The sequence below is a fragment of the Microvirga aerilata genome, assembly GCF_016743775.1.
GTDB classification, from domain to species: Bacteria; Pseudomonadota; Alphaproteobacteria; order Rhizobiales; family Beijerinckiaceae; genus Microvirga; species Microvirga aerilata.
Map to the genome: position 1 here is coordinate 104,567 of NZ_JAEQMY010000008.1, position 18,025 is coordinate 122,591.

Below are 18,025 nucleotides of genomic sequence, written 5' to 3' on the forward strand. Positions count from 1 at the left end.
GGAACAAACTCCAAGTTTTAAGGTCAAGCTGACCTATTCTGGACATATCGACCTAGCACATACTCGCCTCGCTTGAACGAAGAACGACCGCAGGCCCGTCTTAACGGCGCAGCGGCACATTCCTGGGGGCTTATTCGAATGCAAAGCGCTCTGACAGCGTCCTGTGACGCGCGCCAGCCAACGACTTTTCGCCGTAAGCACGATGTGAATCTTCGGCCCGGATCTGATCGCGAGATCCAAAGCCAATCAAATTTGCAGCGCCGTCAGGCTCTGCTGCGGATGACGAAGACCCTTGGCCTTGGTGCCTGCCTGACGATTGCCGTGGGAGCGGCCGCACCCCATTCGGCGTCCGCGGCCGAGACGCGCGTCGGAATACCGGCGATCCTCGATGCGGGCCAGAATGCCATCAGGGTTCCCCATACTCAGCCTCAGCGCCCGTTCAGCACTGCGGCTGATAACATGCGCTCGACGGATCCCTTGGAGGGCATCGTGCCTGTTGCGGCGGCAGACATGGCGAACGCGGAACTGCAAAAGCAGATCATCCTGACCATCCCGCTGACCAATCCTCCGACGTCGCAAGGCAGCGAGGATGAGGAGCCCATCTCGCGGGAACTCACGGATTATATGGATTTCGAGGAGATGCGGGTTCCTGTCTGGATCGTGGACACGATCCTGCGCGCCTCCAGGCTGACCGAAGCCGATCCCGTGTACATGATGGCTCTGGCGGACAAGGAATCGAGCTTTCTGCCCGGCAACAAGGCCTCGACCTCCTCGGCGGTCGGTCTTTTCCAGTTCATCTCGAGCACCTGGCTCGAGGCTGTTCGCTCCTTCGGTCCCAAGCACGGCCTGGTCGCCGAAGCTCAGGCGATCGAAGGCCCGACGGGGAAACTGAACGTTGCGAACGAGACGATGCGCGAGCACATTCTCAGCCTGCGCCGCAACCCCTACCTCTCCGCCCTGATGGCGGCGGAGTTGATGAAGCGGGACAAGGCCAAGATCGAGAACAGGCTCGGCCGCAAGCTCAGCCGCTCGGAATTCTATCTCTCGCACTTCTTCGGCGTCGACAGCGCCAGCAGGTTCATTGCCCTGGTGGACGACACCCCGAAGAAGAGCGCGCCCAGCGCCTTCCCGGCTGCGGCGAAGTCCAACAAGTCGCTGTTCTTCGCCAAGGACGGCAAGAAGACCCGCCAGCTCAGCGTGGCGGAAGTCTATGGCAAGATCGACGACATGATCGACAAGCGCCTTAACCGCTACGAGGATGTCTCGATGCGCGCAACGGCGGATGCTTCCTTCTGATCGGCTGCTTCGGCTCCACCCGGAGCTTGGTGAGGCTCTGCATCTGGCCCAACAGGCTGGTCCTCGGCTTTGATATCGGCACGAGGCGTCAGGCTTGCCGAGGCCGAGCTGCTGGGAGCAATATCCGCAAAGCCGCCTTTTGCGGGAGAGCGCTGCACCCGAAGGATCCGCACGACGATGAAAGCCGTAAGGCCAAGCGCGGCCACGGCCGAGTAGATGAACAAGCCCTGAGGGCCGATCGCCTCCATTGCCATGGCGCCGAACAAGGGGCCGACGGTCACGCCGGCAGCCCAGGAAAACAGAAGGGTGCCGATGGTGGAAACGATCTGCCCTGGCTCCACGATATCGCAGGCATGGGCCACGCAAACCGAATAGATGCAGAGTGCAAGGCCGCCCCAGGCGGCAAAGGCCCATAGGATAAGCAGGTTCGCGCCTTGCGCGCTGGCCCAAAGGATCAGGAGGGAGACCAAGCTCGTTCCCGCCGCAAGGCCGGCGATCACGTAACGCCGGTCTGCCCGGTCGGACAGCCACCCGAGGGGCCATTGCATCGTCAGGCTTCCGGCCTGGAGCGCGAACAGAAGGGCTGCGGCCTGATCCTGACCCAGTCCGATGGTCACGCCGAAGACGGGCGTGATGGCGATCACCGGGCCGTTGACCAAGCCGACCACGAAGGCTCCCACCACCGCGGACGGCGCGGTGGCGAAGAGCTTTTTCACCTCGATCCGCACGCCCTGCGGCGCAGCAGGCTCCTTCGTCGTCGTTGCGGCGATGGGAAGGAGCGAGAGCGAGATCAGCGCGCTCACCGCCATGAACAATCCGTCCATGCGAATATCCCCAAGGCCGATCCCCAGCGGGGACAGCATCAGGGTGACCTTGGTGCAGATCATGTAGACCGAAAGGATCCGGCCCCGGTGGCTGGAGGTGGCGCGGGCGCTGATCCAGCCATCCGTCACGGTGAAGATGCAGGCGAGCGTCACCCCGGTCAGGCCCCGCAGGAGGATCCAAGCCAGGGTCGAATGGGCCTGCGTCATGGCCAGCACCAAGACGGACACCATGGCCGCAAGGCTGGCGAAGGCGCGGATGTAACCCACATGCCGGATGAAGCTCGGCGCCAGAAAGCACCCCGTGGAGAAGCCCAGGCCATAGGCCGCCGCAACGACGCCGATCGACGAGACGGAGAGACCCTCCGCCTGCATGCGAAGGGGCATCAGCGCCTGCAGCAGACCATTGCCCGCCTGCAGCAAGGTGGTTGCCGCCGTAATGGTCCAAATGAGGGCGAGGGAGGAGTGCACGATCAAATCGGGGGATGCGAAGCGGCGGGCGCGCGGTCAGCAAGATAGAGAGCAGGCGCCGCTCAAGATCAAGGGCCGATCATAATCGTTGGCGTGTTCTTTAGTCGGTTGGTCGTATCCGGCTCACGGGCTAAGGCAGGGCCGAAGGGCCGCCGAGGGCCTTACCGGCCCGGGCGGTCCTTCTGAAAGCTCGCGAAGAGATAGAAGCCGTTGAAGCGCACGCCCTCTGCGGCCGCCTTCTTGTCAAAGCCGAGAGGCGTCGTCTCCTGGTTCTGGATCCGGCCACCGAACTGCCAGTGCGGCTCCACCACGAACGGCGGCACCGAGCGCTCTTCCGGAACTGCGCAGACGAGGCCGTCCGGTTCCGTACTTCGGAACAGATTGTAGGCGTACATGTCCTGCTCCTTGGTTTCGGGTCACGAATCGCACCTTGCCGCAAAAGAGTGACAGGAGTGTGATATTGCAGCGCAATAAATATAGAATCTGTTCTTTTCCGCCGATTCATGGAAGTGGCGCAAAGGGATAGTCCTTTGCTAGGCTCCTCTCATCCCACCGGGTTGGGCAACACAAGAGGGAGCATACCAGCATGATCACTCGAAACGCTCGTCGCAGAAGCCTTGGCGATCTTCGGCCCAGCCATCTCGGAGTTGGCCTTCTCGGAGTTGGCCTTCTCGCCGGCATTTTCCTGCCGACGCATGTTTCCGCTCAAGCCGTTGCGCCTGCCCCCGAGGCCCCGACGGGACGCACTGCCAAGTCCGTCGGCACCGCCACACGGGACATGGTTGCGGCGGCAAACCCTCTTGCCGCACAGGCAGGCCGCGAAATCCTTGCCGCAGGCGGCAGCGCCGTCGATGCGGCTGTCGCCGTCCAGTTGGTTCTCAACCTCGTCGAGCCGCAAAGCTCCGGCATCGGCGGCGGCGCCTTCATGGTCTTCTGGGATGGAAAGACCATGGCCACCCTGGACGGACGTGAAACAGCCCCGGCCGCCGCCAAGCCCGAGCGCTTCTTGGGCCCCGACGGTAAGCCGATGAAATTCTACGACGCCGTGGTGGGAGGCCGCTCAGTCGGCGTGCCGGGCACCCTGCGCCTGCTGGAGAGCGCCCATAAGAACTGGGGCAAGCTCTCATGGCAGCAGGTTATCGAGCCCGCAGCCCGGCTGGCCGAGGAAGGCTTTGCGATTTCACCGCGCCTCAACGGCCTCCTGACCCAGGAGAAACATCTTCAGAACGATCCGGTCGCCCGGGCCTATTTCTATGAGGCCGACGGCACTCCCAAGGCCGTTGGGACCGTGCTCAAGAATCCGGCTTTCGCCAAGACGTTGCGCAGCATCGCCGAAAAGGGCGCCGAGGCTTTCTATACGGGCGAGATCGCCCAGGACATCGTGGCGACCGTCACGGGTCACCCGACCAATCCGGGCGACATGACCCTGGACGACCTGAAGGGCTACAAGGTCCAGGAAAGGGAGGCTCTCTGCGGGAGCTACCGCACCTACAGGATCTGCGGCATGGGCCCGCCGAGTTCCGGACAGGTTGCCGTGCAGCAGATCATGGGCATCCTGGAAACGCAGGACATGGCCTCTCTCAAGCCCGGTCCCGAGGCGGTTCACTGGATCGCCGAGGCAGGCCGCCTCGCCTATGCCGACCGAGCGCTGTTCGTGGCCGATCCCGCCTTCGTGAACGTGCCTGTCAAAGGTCTCACGGATCCCGGCTATCTGAAGAGCCGTGCCGCGCTGATCGATCCCAACAAGTCCATGGGCAAGGCCAAACCGGGCGACCCGCCGTTCCAGAAGACCTTCCTGTGGGGCGCATCCGACGGGATCGAGTTCGGCACGAGCCACATCTCCATCGTGGATCGCAACGGCAATGCGGTTTCGATGACAACCACCATCGAGGACGGGTTCGGCGCGAGGATCATGACGAAGAGCGGCTTCCTGCTGAACAACGAGCTGACCGACTTCTCCTTCGCCACCATGGAAGAGGACAAGCCCATCGCCAACAGGGTCGAGGCGGGCAAGCGGCCCCGCTCCTCCATGGCGCCGACCATCGTGCTGGACGGCAGCGGCAAGCTTCATGCGGTTGTGGGCTCGCCGGGGGGCAGCCTCATCATCAACTACGTGGCTAAGACGCTCGTCGGCATCCTGGACTGGAAGCTCGACCCGCAGGTTGCGGCGGACCTGCCCAATGCGGGCAGCCGCAACGGCCCGACCGAGCTGGAAGCCGGCACGGAAGCTGACGGGTGGAAAGCTTCACTTGAAGCGAAAGGTCATGAGGTCAAGCTGATCGACCAGAACTCCGGCATCCATGCCATCGTCGTCACGCCCACGGGGCTTGTCGGCGGAGCCGACAGCCGGCGTGAGGGCGTTGCCATCGGCAACTGACATCAACCGAGCGGCCCCGCTCCTTGGGGCCGCTTCCACTATCGAAAAGGGTTTCAGGTCTCCATGCGTATCATCGTCGTCGGCAAGGAAGGACAGGTTGCCCGCTCTCTGGCCGAGCGGGCGCGGGCGCACGGCGCGCAGGCCGTGCTGGTGGGGCGTCCCAAGCTCGACCTGGCGGACCCCTCCGGCATCGAGGACGCCCTGATCGAGACCGGCGGCGACGTCATCGTGAACGCCGCCGCCTATACGGCCGTGGACCAGGCGGAATCCGATCCGGAACTGGCCGAGGCCATCAACGGGATCGGCGCGGGCGTCATCGCGGGTACCGCAGCCGCCATGAACGTGCCGGTGATCCACATCTCCACCGATTACGTGTTCGACGGCACGGCCGAGCGCCCCTATCGGGAGGACGACCCGGTGTCCCCGCTCGGGGTCTACGGCGCCTCGAAGCTTCTGGGCGAGGAGGCTGTGGCCGCGGAGGCGGAAAACCACGTGATTCTGCGCACGGCCTGGGTCTACAGCCCGTTCGGCAAGAACTTCGTCAAGACGATGCTGCGCCTAGCCGCCGACCGGGAGGAGCTCGGCGTGGTGTCGGACCAGTTCGGTTCGCCCACGAGCGCCCTCGACATCGCCGACGGCATCTTGGGCGTCAGCCGCAATCTTCTCGAAAGGCCCAATGACAGGAGCCTGCGCGGCCTGTTCCACATGGCGGGCACGGGCTACACCAACTGGGCCGAGTTCGCCGCCGAAATCTTCACACTGTCCGCCCGGCTCGGCGGTCCCGGCGCGCGGGTCAGGCCGATCAGGACGGCGGATTATCCGACCCCCGCCAAGCGGCCGGCCAACTCGCGGCTCGACTGCACCAAGCTGAAAGAAGCGCACGGGGTCGTGCTTCCACCCTGGCAAGCCTCCCTCGAGACATGCGTGAAGCGCCTGATCGCCGATGCCCGCAAGGAGGTCTCCCGCTGAAGAACCCGGCAGCAAGGCGGCCGATGAGGAACTTTCCGCAAAACAAGACGATTGTTCTTTATAAAGAACAATCCTAGGATAGCCTGATGACCTCATCCTCCGCGCCCGACCACCACCTCGAAACCCGGCTCGTTCACGAGGGCCATCAGCGCACGCCCTTGGGCGAGACGTCCGAAGCGCTCTTCCTGACCCAGGGCTTCATCTACGAGAGCGCCGAGAGCGCCGAGCGGCGGTTCCTGAACGAGGAGCCGGGCTACAGCTACAGCCGCTTCTCGAACCCGACCGTGGATGCTTTCGAGCAGCGGATGGCATCGCTGGAGGGAGCGGAAGCCGCCCGCGCGACCGCAAGCGGCATGGCGGCCGTCACGGCTGCGATGGTCGGGCAGGTTCAGGCCGGCGACCATGTGGTTGCAGCCCGCGCGCTCTTCGGCTCCTGCCGGTGGGTCGTGGAGGATTTCCTGCCCCGCTTCGGCGTCGGCTGCACCCTCGTCGACGGCCCCGACCTCAACCGGTGGCGCGAGGCCGTGAGGCCCGAGACGAAAGCCTTTCTGCTCGAGACCCCTTCCAACCCGAGCCTCGAGATCATCGACATCGCGGGCGTTGCCGCGATCGCCCATGAGGCCGGCGCCACGCTCACGGTCGACAACGTGTTTGCAACGCCGCTTTTTCAAAGGCCCCTCGCCCTGGGGGCCGATTGTGTGGTGTATTCGGCCACCAAGCACATCGACGGCCAAGGCCGATGTCTGGGCGGCGTGATCCTCGCCTCGACCGAGTTCATCGAAACCAAGGTGCAGCAGTTCCTGCGCATGACCGGTCCCTCGCTGTCTCCTTTCAACGCCTGGGTGCTTCTCAAGGGCCTCGAGACCCTGCCCCTTCGCGTCGAGCGCCAGACGGCAACAGCCACCCATCTTGCCGACTCGCTCCACGATCATCCCAAGCTCAGGCGGCTGACCTACCCGGGCCGGCCCGAACATCCGCAGGCCGAGCTGATCAGGCGTCAGATGAGCGGCGCCTCGACGATGATCGCCCTCGACGTCCGGGGCGGAAAGGAAGGCGCGTTCCGCTTCCTGAACGCTCTGCGGCTGATCCGCATTTCGAACAACCTGGGCGATGCGAAAAGCCTCGTCACGCATCCGGCGACCACGACCCATCAGCGCTTCACGCCCGAGCAGCGCGGCGAGATGGGCATCTCGGACGGGCTCGTGCGCCTGTCGGTCGGGCTGGAGCATCGCGACGACCTGCTGGCGGACATCGCCGGCGCGCTGACGCAGGTCTGAGGCGTCCCCATCGCACGCATGACGCCGCGGGCTGCGTTTCCTGGTGCTTCCTTCCCTTGGCGGGGCGGATCCGGCGCATCGCCTGCATGATCCAACCTCTCAGGAACGCTGCCATCCGGCCTGCGTTGGCCTGCAGGTTCGTTCGCACCGTTGGAGGACGCCATGACAAAGCTTCAGCACCTGCCCGCCCTCCTGGCGGGCTGTCTCGTTGCCGGCAGCATGAGCGGCAGCGCTCTCGCACAGCCACGGATGGACAGGGATCGCGATTGGGACCGTGGGCGCGACCGGCAGGAGCGCGAATGGCGCAGTGAGGAGCGCGACTGGCGCGACGAGGATCGTGACTGGGATCGCGGCTCCCGCAGGCGCGACCGCGACCGGGTCTGGCGTGAGCGGGATCGCGACTGCTATTACGTCCGCCGCGAGGCCAGGGACCGTTTCGGCGACATCGTCATTCGGCGCTACCGCGTCTGCGAGGAATAACGGCCTGAGCAGTAAGGCCTGACCTCACTGCTCCAGTCTCCATGAATTCTGTTTACTGAGGCGGCGGAGAAGCGGGTGCCGGCGCTCCCGGTCGGGCGGCCCCGCCAGACTGCGCCTGCAAGCGGTCGAACATGCGCAAGGCAGCATCGACACAGGCCTGCGTCGATTCCCGGTCGCCGCAAACCGCGCGAAGCTGCGTGTCGCCGCTGCGCAGGAAGAAGCGGGCGCCGCGTCCGGAGCGATCATCGTCGTCGTCGCGGTCGTCGTCGTCGCGCATTCTGGAGCCGCGCCTTCCGTCTCCGTCGCGGTCTCGATCCCGGTCCCACTCGTCGCGGCTTTCGCGCCAGCCTCCGCGATCGAAATCATCACGATCTCGCGATGAACCCTGGCTCCATGCCGATGTCGACAGGAGGGCAAGCCCGGCAGCCAAGAGAAGAGCTTTTCGCATGTGAATCTCCGCTCGGAGTTGTAAGGGGGAACAGCGCATGGCCTTCCCCGCAGATATCCCGATGCTGTGGGACGGAAGCTACCGTGGTGAACAGGTGGCCGGGCTCTTGGTTCCGTAGAGACGCCACAAAGCCCCGAGCCCAAGAAAACCCGTCGACGCCGCTGCCACTACGACTATCGTCGTAGCATCCGCATGATGCTCGAAAGTAAAAGCGGTGTTGGACGATAGGATATACGCGCTTCCATTTGGGGCCACTTGCACCCCCTACCAAAATGACGCACCATCGATGGAGGAATAACGCGTCCGAACGAAGAAGACGCGATCCTCCACAATAATCAGGGGGTCAGGGAGGAAGCTATGAAGAAGGATAACAGTCCGGATGCGAAGACCTCGGAGAGGTCCAAGCATTCGCGCCGCCGTTTTCTGCAAGTGGCCGGCCTTGGCGCTGCCGCAACGGTTGCAGCGCCTCAGGTATCGAGAGCCCAAACGGCGACCTGGAAGTTCCAGTCCACCTGGCCGAACCGGGACATCTTCCACGAGTTCTGCAACGACTTCGCCAAACGCGTGAACGACATGTCGGGCGGGCGTCTGAAGATCGACGTGCTTGCCTCCGGCGCAGTGGTGCCCGCCTTCCAGCTGCAGGATGCGGTGCATGCCGGCATCCTCGACGGCGGCCACGGCGTCGCGGCCTATTGGTACGGCAAGAACAAGGCCTTCGCGCTTTTCGGCACGGGTCCGTCCTTCGGCTGGAACGCCAACTCGTTCCTCGGCTGGATGAACTACGGCGGAGGCTACGATCTCTACAACGAGCTGCAGCAGCAGATCCTGAAGCTCAACATCGTCGGCTTCCTGTCCGGCCCTATGCCGGCACAGCCGCTCGGCTGGTTCAAGAGCGAGGTCACGTCGGCGGATGCCTTCAAGGGCCTGAAGTATCGCACCGTCGGGCTTGCGGCGGACCTGAACCGTCAGCTCGGCGCGGCGGTGACCATCCTGGCGGGCGGCGAGATCGTGCCTGCTCTCGAGCGCGGCGTCATCGACGGCGCGGAGTTCAACAACCCGTCGTCGGACCTCGTGCTCGGCTTCCCCGACGTGTCGAAGAACCTCATGCTCCAGAGCTACCATCAGTCGGGCGAAACCTTCGAGCTCATCTTCAACAAGGCGAAGTACGATGGTTTGCCGGCCGAGCTGAAGGCGATCATCAAGTATGCCGCCGAGGCTGAATCGGCCGACATGTCCTGGAAGGCTCTCGATCGCTACTCGAAGGATCTCGAGGCCATCAAGGGCCGCGGCGTCACCGTGAGGAAGACGCCCGATTCCGTGCTGAAAGCGCAGCTCGACGCCTGGAACAAGGTCATCGAGGAGTTCTCGAAGGATCCCTTCTTCAAGAAGGTGATCGACAGCCAGAAGGCCTGGGTTCAGCGCACCTATGCCTACGAGCGCCTCAACGAGCCTTCCCGCGACATGGCCTACGACCACTTCTTCAAAACCGCCTGAGGAATGGCGCGCAGGCCCATCTCAACCTGAGAAGCTTCTTCGAACGGAGGGCGGCACTCTTGTGCCGCCCTCATCCCACGTCCCGAGCGCTCCTGCGAAAAGGCATCGTGCATGCGTTTCGTCTATCTCATAGACCGGATCAACACCTTCATCGGCAAGACGGTGAGCTGGGCCATTCTCGCTCTGACTTTTGCGGTCTGCTACGAGGTGTTTTCACGCTATGTGCTGCGGGCGCCGACCGAATGGGCGTTCGACGCAAGCTACATGCTCTACGGCTTGCTCTTCATGGTGGCAGGCCCCTATGCGCTGGCCCGCAACAGCCATGTGCGGGGCGACTTTCTCTACCGCACCTGGCGGCCCCGCAGGCAGGCGGGACTGGATCTTCTTCTCTACTTCCTCTTCTTCTTTCCCGGCATCCTCGCCCTCGTCTATGCGGGCATCCCGTTCTCCCAGATGTCCTATCTGATGAACGAGCATTCCATGAACTCGCCGAACGGTCCGCCGATCTACCCGTTCAAGGCGCTCATTCCGGCCGTGGGAATCCTGATGGCGATCCAAGGTGTCGCGGAGGTCATCCGCTGCATCCACTGCCTGCGCACGGGCGAGTGGCCGCAACGGCTTCATGACGTGGAAGAAACCGAAAAGCTCATCCTCGAACAAGCCGAACAACAAGGCCTTACGAAAGGGGTTATCTGATGCTGGCATCATGGGGGTTGGGGAACCCTGAGCTGGGCGTGGTAATGCTCGGCCTGTTCGTCGTGTTCATCATGTTCGGATTTCCGATCGCCTTCACGCTGATGGCCTTAGGGTTCGGCTTCGGCTACTTCGCCATGGGCGACATCGTGTTCGCGCTCGTCGTGCAGCGCGCCTACTCGGTGATGACCAACGACACGCTCGTCGCCATCCCGCTCTTCGTCTTCATGGGCTACATCATCGAGCGGGCGAACATTCTCGACCGGCTGTTCTACTCGATCCAGATCGCCATCGGCGGCCTGCCTGGTTCGCTTGCCGTCGCGACGCTCCTGACCTGCGCTCTGTTCGCCACGGCCACGGGCATCGTCGGCGCCGTGGTGACGCTCATGGGTCTGCTGGCCTTCCCGGCCATGCTGAAGGCCGGATACGACGTGCGCCTCTCGGCGGGCGTGGTCTGCGCCGGCGGCTGCCTGGGCATTCTCATCCCGCCGAGCGTCATGCTCATCCTCTACGGCGCAACCGCGGGCGTGTCCGTGCCGAAGCTTTATGCCGGCGCCCTCTTCCCGGGGCTGATGCTGGCGGGACTTTACATGTCCTACGTCATCATTCGCTGCGCGATCAATCCGAGCTTGGCGCCCAGGCTGCCGGAGGAGGAGCGCAAGGTTCCGGTCTCCAAGATCTTCCTGTCGCTGGCCACCTCGTTCTTCCCGCTGGCGCTTCTCATCCTTTCCGTGCTCGGCGCGATCTTTTTCGGCATCGCGACGCCCACCGAGGCTGCGGCGGTCGGTGCGCTCGGCAGCATCCTGCTTGCGCTGGCCTACCGGTCGCTCTCGTTCGGAAAGCTGCGGGAGTCGGTGATCCTCACCGCGCGCACATCGGCCATGGTGTGCTGGCTGTTCGTGGGCTCCTTCATCTTCTCGTCGATCTTCGCCTTCCTCGGCGGTCACCAGCCGATCGAGAACTTCGTCACTGCCCTCAACCTGTCGCCGTTCTGGTTCCTGATCCTGACGCAGGTGATCATCTTCGTGCTCGGCTGGCCGTTGGAATGGACCGAGATCGTCGTGATCTTCGTGCCGATCTTCCTGCCGCTCCTCGACAACTTCGGCATCGATCCGATCTTCTTCGGCATCCTGATCGCGCTCAACATCCAGACGTCGTTCCTGTCGCCGCCGGTGGCCATGGCGCCCTTCTACCTGAAGGGCATCGCGCCGCCGCATGTGAGCATCAACGACATCTTCGCCGGCGTGATGCCGTTCCTGTTCCTGGTGGTCGTCGCCATGGTCATGTTCTACATCTTCCCGGGGATCGGGCTTTGGCTGCCGCGCTATCTCTACGGCTGAGATTGAAGCGCGAAGCCCGGCCATAAGCTGCGCCGTCGAGATGCGGCCCGGCGCCGGAACCGCACCCTGTCCTTCACGTTGGCCTCCTGTTCACGCCGAACAGGAGGCTGCCATGAAATGCCAGTTCTGCCACCAGGATGTCGACAATCCTTGCCATAACGCCGAGGAGATGCAGCAGCGGGCCGCAAGCCATGTGGATCGCTGCGAGCATGCGCTCAAGGATCATCAGGGCGTGAGAGCCGGCGCGCACCGCAGCGACATTCAGAGCGGCGGATGATCCCATGGCCGGCAAAGGCGACGAGCGCCCCGAAGGCTTGGCCGAGCAGAGCCTGAACACCAGCATCGTGCATCCGGCTGAGGGCAACGCGGTTCACCGCAACCCTTCGTCCGGCGACAGGACCCTGACCGGAAACGATCAGCGCAAAGGTCTTGAACGAACCGAACCCGCCGATCCGCAATCGGACGACGGCACCAAACCATAGGAGTGTGGCGATGGCCCGCAAAGCCCGCATGAGACCGTCTTGGAAGAAAGCCAACCGTCGCAAGCAGAAGGCCTCAGGGTCTCGCAAGGAGCGCGTGACGCAGCGCAGCTGAGCCTGCAAACCCCTCGCCGACGGCCCGCATTCGCGGGCCGTTTTGCTTTTGCACGGAACTTGAGATTTTGCATCCACGTTGGCCCTGCAGACGAAACCCGAACCGGAGACCAATCTGATGATCTGCGCATTCTGCCAACAGGACGTGACCGAGCCCTGCCATTCCATCCAGGAAATGCAGCAGCGGGCAGAGACCCACATCGATCGCTGCGAGGATGCTTTCGAAAGGCAGGGCGGCGGAAACCGCCCGCAGCGTGCGCCCTCGACCGACATTCAAAGCGGCGGTCGCAAGAACTAGGCTCGAGCGGAGCCCGATGCTCCCTCCGACCGAGGCCTGCCGCAACGGCCGGCGCAGGGCCTCGTGAGCAACCAGACCACCTGACCTCAACGGCAAAGAGCGGGCAAGGCCCGCTCTTCATGCATGCAAACAAGGCTGCGATTTCACGCGAAGCAAAACAACGTGCAAGCAACGTCAAGTCAATAGACGGTATAGTTATAACGTTTAAAAGGAGAATACCTTCAAATAGCGATTGTGCTTCGGCGCACATCGGTCATTCTGCGACCGGCTAAAACAAAACCGTAAAGCCAACCGCGAATGCATTCTGGAGGACCTTTTCATGACAGCATCTTCACTGAGTTTCCGACTTGCTGTTCTATTCGTCATCGCCGGAATGGCGATGGGGATCGGCATGGCCGCATCCCAGAACCACGCCATCATGCCGGCCCACGCGCACCTGAACCTGCTCGGCTGGGTGTCGCTGTTCCTTTTCGGCATCTACTACGAGCGCCGCCCGAGCCTCGATCAGAGCAGGCTCGCGGTCGCCCAGGTGGTTCTGTGGTCCGTTGGAACCGTGGTTCTGACGATCGCCGTTGCGGCCATTCATCTGGGCTACACGGCAGCCGATCCGATCGCGGCGCTGTCATCGTTTGTCATTCTGGCCGCCATGCTGATGTTCGCATATTTCGTCTTCCGCCCGGCCCGCTACATCGCTCCGGCTCCGGCCGTTCACATGACGCCGGCCGAGTAAACAGCATGCTTCGGGACGCCATCGGCCGTCCCGAAGCGCATCGTCTGGGCATCAAAGCGCAGAACAGCCTCCAGATGAAGGCAGGAGCGCATCAACAAACAGCAGGCTCATCGGCAGATTTCCTTCACAGCCCTGGAAAATAGTCTTCTTCTCCGACGATCTTTTCGCCGAAACTCAAAGGCGATTTCTTAACTCAGCTGCGGCAAGATCTTTGCTTGTGGAGACAACAGGCAAACCGCAAGCACACGCCAAAGGCTTGCTTCACCTTCTGTGGTCTCGGCTGGGGAATTGATCATGAAGGCAAGTCAAACGGAGGTTGTTCGCAGCCTCTCAATCGTCGGCCATGACGATAACGGTCCTGCCAGGACCGGAGAGCGGTGGGTGCCCTCGCCAAAGGCACGGCGACCGGCTGCGCCGTCGAAAGCCGCAAGCCTGAAAGCCGACGGCTTCGGGTTGAAGGCCGCGTGCGGCCTTGGGGATCCGGGAGGCCAGGTCATCCCCTTGGGCAAGCCGGCGATGCTGCAGAATGGCCCGCAGGCTGTTCCGTGCTCCTTCGATGACGTTCGTCTCGGCTTTGCGGCTCCCGACGATCGGCTGACCTCGCTGAACATTCCGGCGGAGGCGGCGTTCGGGCAAAAGGACCTCTCCCTGTCCTTCGACATCGAGTTCGACCCCGAGCAGCCCGACAGAATGACCATCAGCCTCCTGGAAGCCGACGAGGACCGCTTCATTCACACCGTCCGGCAATCCATTCCCTTTCCCGCAAGGCTCCTTGCCGAGCTCCTCGGCAGGCGCACGGCGACGGCCGAGGAAGCAAGCGCATGGCGGGCCCTGGACGGCGAGGAACAGGATCGCTGAACCGGCAGCCGACGCGGCGCTTCTCCACCGGCGATCCCTTGCTCAGCTCGGCTTGTCGGGCTGGTCCGTGGGAAGGGCCAGGTGTTCGCTCAAGATGCGGACGATCTTCGCCACGTCGCTTCGCGGAAGCGCAAAGGCCGTCGGCCCGAAAGCCGGATGATCGAACGCAAGGGTCGATCCGTCGATATGCGCAACCTGGATGTGCCACATCGGGTCGACGATGGTCTCGACGCTCTTCCCTTCGAGCGGTTCGGCCGGCGTGCCTGCGATCATGCGGCGCCGTGCCTGTCCGAGCAGAGCGATGACCTTGGTGAGCTGATCAAGGTTCAAGGCCACGGGAGACGATGGCTCTCCCACGGGGCCGATCTCGACGGTCACGCTCTTCCGGTCATCGGCAACCCGAACGCCGACACGTGCTTCAGCCATGGCATACGCCTCCTTGTTCGCGGCTCTTGCGGCCCAACGGCTTTGGCTCAACGTACCAACGTCCGGACCCCCCTGCCCGTGCTAAAAAGGGGCACTTGAACCCTCACGATTGGACCCCAGCGCCCGAAGCCGCCACGATCCTTCGCGGTGATGCGCCAGTGCCGGGCATGACGATGCAGCCCGCCATGAACAACGCGCATCGTTGATGCCTCTTTGGGATTACTGACGAATGGCATCGCCCCCGGCCCGCTTCGACGGGGGGATCTTGTTGCTCACCGGCAGGGCGAAGAGATATATTTTCCCTTCATAGACGTCACCATGATCCGGGGGGACCATGCCGATCAGCAAAGCAATGTCCGACGAGGATCGCAAAAGCCGCCCGCGTCGCGAGGGGATGATCAGCGAGGACGATCTGAAGATCCTGTGGGTCGCGCGCACGCTCACCAACATCGAGTTTCGATACTGCGAGGATATGCTCGAACTGGAGCGCAGCCCCATCGAGATCGAGCAGAAGAATTACATAAAAGGGCAGATGCAGTCCAAATATCGCGAACGGCGCCAGCCCTATCTGGAGCTTCTGAAAAAGCTCAAGCACCAATAGCCCTGCGGGCGTGCCAACCCTTGAAAGTCACGCGGCCCTTTTTTGGCGAGGCGCGCATCGGGGCCGCTGCATTTTAATGGAAAGTTAGGACGGAGACCAGAATACTGGCTCCATAGGCCAGGAACAGAAGCATCGGCACCAACATCGCGGCCGAAGCGAGCAGGAATGCCGACAGGCTGAGGCTTCGCATGCTGGGCTCCTTTTCGTGTGGAGCCTGAGCCTACTTGCAACCTGGGCCGTAAAGTGGCGCAACCTGGGCAAACAAAAGAGGCCCCGTAAAAGGGACCTCAGTTTCTCGGAGGGAGCAACCAACGCTGTCAGCCACGCATCAGTCTCCATCTCCCGATGCGGAAGGTCAATTCACGTATCCTTACCGATCGTGACGGGCTTGAGCGGCGCCGAAGGATGATCCGGTCGCACCTCCGGCAGCGCTCTGCGCCCCCCGTGCTAACCGGCCGTCCAACCGCCGTCGACCATGAGCGCGGAGCCGGTGACAAGGGCCGAGGCATCGCAGGCGAGATACAGCACGGCTCCCATGAGATCTTCGAGGCGTCCGGTACGCCCGATCCTGATCTTCGACAGCACCGCCTCACGCACGCCCGGCGCTTTGAGCGTATCCTCGGTCATGGCCGTTTCGATGAAAGTCGGGCAGATCGTGTTCACGCGGATGTTGTGCGGCCCGAATTCGATCGCCATGACTTTCGTCATGCCCTCGACGGCGAACTTGCTCGCGCAGTAGACGGAGCGTCCGGCCGCACCGACATGCCCCATCTGCGACGACATGTTGATGATCGATCCACGCTGGCCCGCTTCGATCAGCCGTCGAGCCACCGCTTGCGCCAGGAAGAACGAGGCGCGCACATTGAGCCCCATGATGGTGTCGAAATCGTCCTCCGATACGCTGAGCGTCGGTTTGGGGCGATTCACGCCCGCGTTGTTGACCAGGATGTCGTAGGCCGGGCGCTCTGCGATCAGGGAGGCGACCATGCCCGTCCGGGTCACGTCCAATGCCACGTGATCGGCCGACAGGCCCTTGCCCGAGAGTTCCTCGGCTGCTTGTGCGACCTCATCGGAGGAGCGCGCCACCAGGGTTACATGAGCCCCGGCCTCGGCCAGAGCCGTTGCGGCCCCCAGGCCGATCCCGCGCCCCGCGCCGGTCACGAGGGCTCGCCTTCCTTGAAGCGAGAACGACGGCATTCTTGGCAGGTCCATCACCTATCTACCTTTGCTCATGAGCCCGCGCCGTCCGGCACCGGCATGCTCGAGGTCCGCACCCGACAAGATGCTGTTTCCCAATCGGGCAACTTCAAACGATCCGCGCTGCTTCGACCGGCGCGAACGCAGGTCGACGGATGCCTCTTCCTGAAACGTTCACCCGCGATGAGCGGAGGCTCGATCCCGTGGGGAGCCGGTCGACGATATCAGGAAACCTTCAGGGTGCCAGAAGGGTGAGCGCGAGCCGCCCGCATCACAGCCGCGCTGCCGCCGCATGGGCGATCTGGGCTCCGACCTCGTAATAGGCCTCCTTCGCCGCCCGATACCGAACGGGCTCGGGCTCGCTCATGGGCAGAGGCAGGTCGGCCTCGGAGATTTCCCGCAGGACCAGCCGCGCCAGCATTCTGCCGAAGACGGTTCCGGGCGCGATGCCCCGGCCATTATAGCCGCTGAAGGAAACGACGTTTCGGCCCAGCCTGTGAAACTTCGGCAGGCTGTTATGGGTCATGCCGATGCTGCCATACCATTCGAACTCGAATTCCACGCCGGCAAGCTGCGGGAAAAGCTTCTTCAACGCGCGCCGCGCCCAGCTGGGATGAATGGACCGCCCCAGCCCACGAAGCGCGCCGACGCTGCCGACGATCAAGCGTCCCTGCCGGTCGAAGCGGAAGGAGCTCAGGATCTCCTTCGTATCCCAGACGCCCTGGCGCTCGGGCAGGATCGTGTCGCGCAGGTTGTCGCTCAAGGGCTTCGTGGCGAGATTGAAATAGGGAAGATGCACGAGCTCGGCACGGACCTGGGGCCACATATGTGCCGTATAGGCGTTGGTGGCCACGATGATCCATTGGGCCTGGACGGAGCCGCCGGCGGTGCGCACCCTCCAGCCGGCAGGGGTCTCCTGCGCATCCACCACAGGACTTGACGTAAAGATCCGGGCTCCGGCCCCGATCGCCGCAGCCGCAAGCCCGCGGGCATAGGCAAGCGGCTGAATGGTCCCGGCGCGAAGATCGAGAAGCGAGCCCGCATAGGCCTTGGTTCCGACCTTGCGGGCCGTCTCCTCGGCGCCGAGCAGATGCACCGGCGCGCCGCGGGCCTGCCATTGCCGCGCCCTCTCCTGCAGCTCGGCCAAGCCCTTCGGGCCGACCGCGCAATGCAGCGTGCCGTTCCGTTCGCTCTCGCAGGCGATGGCATGCTTCTCCACAAGCTGGAACACGAGGCTCGGCGCCTCCCCAAGCGCGTGGAGCAGGCGCTTGCCGTAGACGTCGCCGAGCTCCCCCTGCAGGTCGTCCGGCATCACCCACATGCCGGCATTGACCAGGCCGACATTGCGCCCGGACCCGCCAAAGCCGATGGCGACACCCTCCAGCACGGCCACGGAGGCTCCGGCCTCGGCCAGGTGGAGCGCCGCCGACAATCCGGTGAAGCCCGCGCCAATCACCACCACATCGGCGGTCAGGTCGCCCGCCAGGCTGGATGTCGGGACCGCCGGAGGCGCCGAGCGCTCCCATAGGCCATGGCTTCGTGGATCGTCCTGCATGCCGCATAACCTTTGATCGAGCAGAAGGATTGCTCTGTTCAGCCATCATTCCTTCCTGTAATCAGATTCCAGGAAGCTGCCCCACGGGCAAACCAATTTTC

The 18,025-nt window shown here is 63.5% G+C and carries 20 protein-coding genes; 14 read left to right on the plus strand and 6 right to left on the minus strand.

Features of this window, described 5'->3' with window-relative positions:
- Positions 1 to 279 precede the first annotated feature (279 nt).
- The gene (locus JKG68_RS07820; RefSeq protein WP_202057750.1) at positions 280 to 1,296 is read left to right on the plus strand and encodes a transglycosylase SLT domain-containing protein; all 1,017 of its coding nucleotides are present in this window, start codon (positions 280 to 282) and stop codon (positions 1,294 to 1,296) included.
- Here JKG68_RS07820 and JKG68_RS07825 read toward each other — a convergent pair.
- Both JKG68_RS07825 and JKG68_RS07830 read right to left on the minus strand, forming a co-directional pair.
- Entirely contained in the window at positions 1,251 to 2,588 is a 1,338-nt protein-coding gene (locus tag JKG68_RS07825; protein WP_202057752.1) for an MFS transporter, read from the minus strand. The two genes, JKG68_RS07820 and JKG68_RS07825, sit on opposite strands and share 46 nt — an antisense overlap.
- A 161-nt stretch (positions 2,589 to 2,749) precedes the next feature.
- A complete protein-coding gene (locus JKG68_RS07830; protein ID WP_202057754.1) occupies positions 2,750 to 2,983 on the minus strand; it encodes a hypothetical protein in 234 nt (77 codons plus the stop codon).
- A gap of 191 nt (positions 2,984 to 3,174) precedes the next feature.
- Between JKG68_RS07830 and ggt the strand changes: the two genes are divergently transcribed.
- From ggt to JKG68_RS07850, 4 genes are all read left to right on the plus strand, one after another.
- Positions 3,175 to 4,965: a gamma-glutamyltransferase gene (ggt, locus tag JKG68_RS07835; RefSeq protein ID WP_246515197.1), complete on the plus strand. Its 1,791-nt coding sequence runs from the start codon at positions 3,175 to 3,177 to the stop codon at positions 4,963 to 4,965.
- A 63-nt stretch (positions 4,966 to 5,028) separates the two neighbouring features.
- The gene (gene rfbD / locus JKG68_RS07840; protein ID WP_202057756.1) at positions 5,029 to 5,934 is read left to right on the plus strand and encodes a dTDP-4-dehydrorhamnose reductase; all 906 of its coding nucleotides are present in this window, start codon (positions 5,029 to 5,031) and stop codon (positions 5,932 to 5,934) included.
- Between the two features lie 86 nt (positions 5,935 to 6,020).
- Complete coding sequence (gene metZ, locus JKG68_RS07845) at positions 6,021 to 7,211, plus strand: O-succinylhomoserine sulfhydrylase (protein ID WP_202057760.1); 1,191 nt, start codon at positions 6,021 to 6,023, stop codon at positions 7,209 to 7,211.
- Positions 7,212 to 7,373: 162 nt separating this feature from the next.
- The gene (locus JKG68_RS07850) at positions 7,374 to 7,691 is read left to right on the plus strand and encodes a hypothetical protein (protein ID WP_202057761.1); all 318 of its coding nucleotides are present in this window, start codon (positions 7,374 to 7,376) and stop codon (positions 7,689 to 7,691) included.
- Positions 7,692 to 7,743: 52 nt separating this feature from the next.
- Here JKG68_RS07850 and JKG68_RS07855 read toward each other — a convergent pair whose 3' ends face one another.
- On the minus strand, positions 7,744 to 8,139 hold the full coding sequence (locus JKG68_RS07855; RefSeq protein ID WP_202057763.1) for a hypothetical protein: 396 nt from the start codon (positions 8,137 to 8,139) through the stop codon (positions 7,744 to 7,746).
- 357 nt (positions 8,140 to 8,496) lie between these two features.
- Between JKG68_RS07855 and JKG68_RS07860 the strand changes: the two genes are divergently transcribed.
- From JKG68_RS07860 to JKG68_RS07895, 8 genes are all read left to right on the plus strand, one after another.
- Positions 8,497 to 9,633, plus strand: a complete 1,137-nt coding sequence (locus JKG68_RS07860; protein WP_202057766.1) for a TRAP transporter substrate-binding protein — start codon at positions 8,497 to 8,499, stop codon at positions 9,631 to 9,633.
- A 111-nt stretch (positions 9,634 to 9,744) separates the two neighbouring features.
- Positions 9,745 to 10,329, plus strand: a complete 585-nt coding sequence (locus tag JKG68_RS07865; protein ID WP_202057776.1) for a TRAP transporter small permease subunit — start codon at positions 9,745 to 9,747, stop codon at positions 10,327 to 10,329.
- The gene (locus JKG68_RS07870; protein ID WP_202057778.1) at positions 10,329 to 11,666 is read left to right on the plus strand and encodes a TRAP transporter large permease; all 1,338 of its coding nucleotides are present in this window, start codon (positions 10,329 to 10,331) and stop codon (positions 11,664 to 11,666) included. Before JKG68_RS07865 ends, JKG68_RS07870 begins: the two co-directional genes overlap by 1 nt.
- Before the next feature lie 112 nt (positions 11,667 to 11,778).
- Positions 11,779 to 11,943, plus strand: coding sequence for a hypothetical protein (locus tag JKG68_RS07875; protein WP_202057780.1), 165 nt, complete (start codon positions 11,779 to 11,781; stop codon positions 11,941 to 11,943).
- A gap of 4 nt (positions 11,944 to 11,947) precedes the next feature.
- The gene (locus tag JKG68_RS07880) at positions 11,948 to 12,148 is read left to right on the plus strand and encodes a hypothetical protein (RefSeq protein ID WP_202057781.1); all 201 of its coding nucleotides are present in this window, start codon (positions 11,948 to 11,950) and stop codon (positions 12,146 to 12,148) included.
- 190 nt (positions 12,149 to 12,338) lie between these two features.
- Positions 12,339 to 12,557, plus strand: coding sequence for a hypothetical protein (locus JKG68_RS07885; RefSeq protein ID WP_202057782.1), 219 nt, complete (start codon positions 12,339 to 12,341; stop codon positions 12,555 to 12,557).
- Between the two features lie 319 nt (positions 12,558 to 12,876).
- Positions 12,877 to 13,287 (plus strand): hypothetical protein, encoded by a 411-nt coding sequence (locus tag JKG68_RS07890; protein WP_202057783.1) that lies wholly within the window; start codon positions 12,877 to 12,879, stop codon positions 13,285 to 13,287.
- Between the two features lie 294 nt (positions 13,288 to 13,581).
- Positions 13,582 to 14,145 carry a hypothetical protein gene (locus JKG68_RS07895; RefSeq protein WP_202057784.1) on the plus strand — a complete coding sequence of 188 codons (564 nt, stop codon included), beginning with the start codon at positions 13,582 to 13,584 and terminating at the stop codon, positions 14,143 to 14,145.
- A gap of 42 nt (positions 14,146 to 14,187) precedes the next feature.
- On the opposite strand, the gene JKG68_RS07900 is transcribed toward JKG68_RS07895, so the two are convergent.
- Complete coding sequence (locus JKG68_RS07900) at positions 14,188 to 14,571, minus strand: hypothetical protein (protein WP_202057786.1); 384 nt, start codon at positions 14,569 to 14,571, stop codon at positions 14,188 to 14,190.
- Positions 14,572 to 14,905: 334 nt separating this feature from the next.
- Here JKG68_RS07900 and JKG68_RS07905 point away from each other — a divergent pair, with 334 nt between their 5' ends.
- The gene (locus JKG68_RS07905) at positions 14,906 to 15,172 is read left to right on the plus strand and encodes a hypothetical protein (protein ID WP_202057789.1); all 267 of its coding nucleotides are present in this window, start codon (positions 14,906 to 14,908) and stop codon (positions 15,170 to 15,172) included.
- A 447-nt stretch (positions 15,173 to 15,619) separates the two neighbouring features.
- On the opposite strand, the gene JKG68_RS07910 is transcribed toward JKG68_RS07905, so the two are convergent.
- Positions 15,620 to 16,384 carry an SDR family NAD(P)-dependent oxidoreductase gene (locus tag JKG68_RS07910; RefSeq protein WP_202057792.1) on the minus strand — a complete coding sequence of 255 codons (765 nt, stop codon included), beginning with the start codon at positions 16,382 to 16,384 and terminating at the stop codon, positions 15,620 to 15,622.
- A 256-nt stretch (positions 16,385 to 16,640) separates the two neighbouring features.
- Positions 16,641 to 17,924 carry an NAD(P)/FAD-dependent oxidoreductase gene (locus JKG68_RS07915; RefSeq protein ID WP_202057795.1) on the minus strand — a complete coding sequence of 428 codons (1,284 nt, stop codon included), beginning with the start codon at positions 17,922 to 17,924 and terminating at the stop codon, positions 16,641 to 16,643.
- Positions 17,925 to 18,025 lie beyond the last annotated feature (101 nt).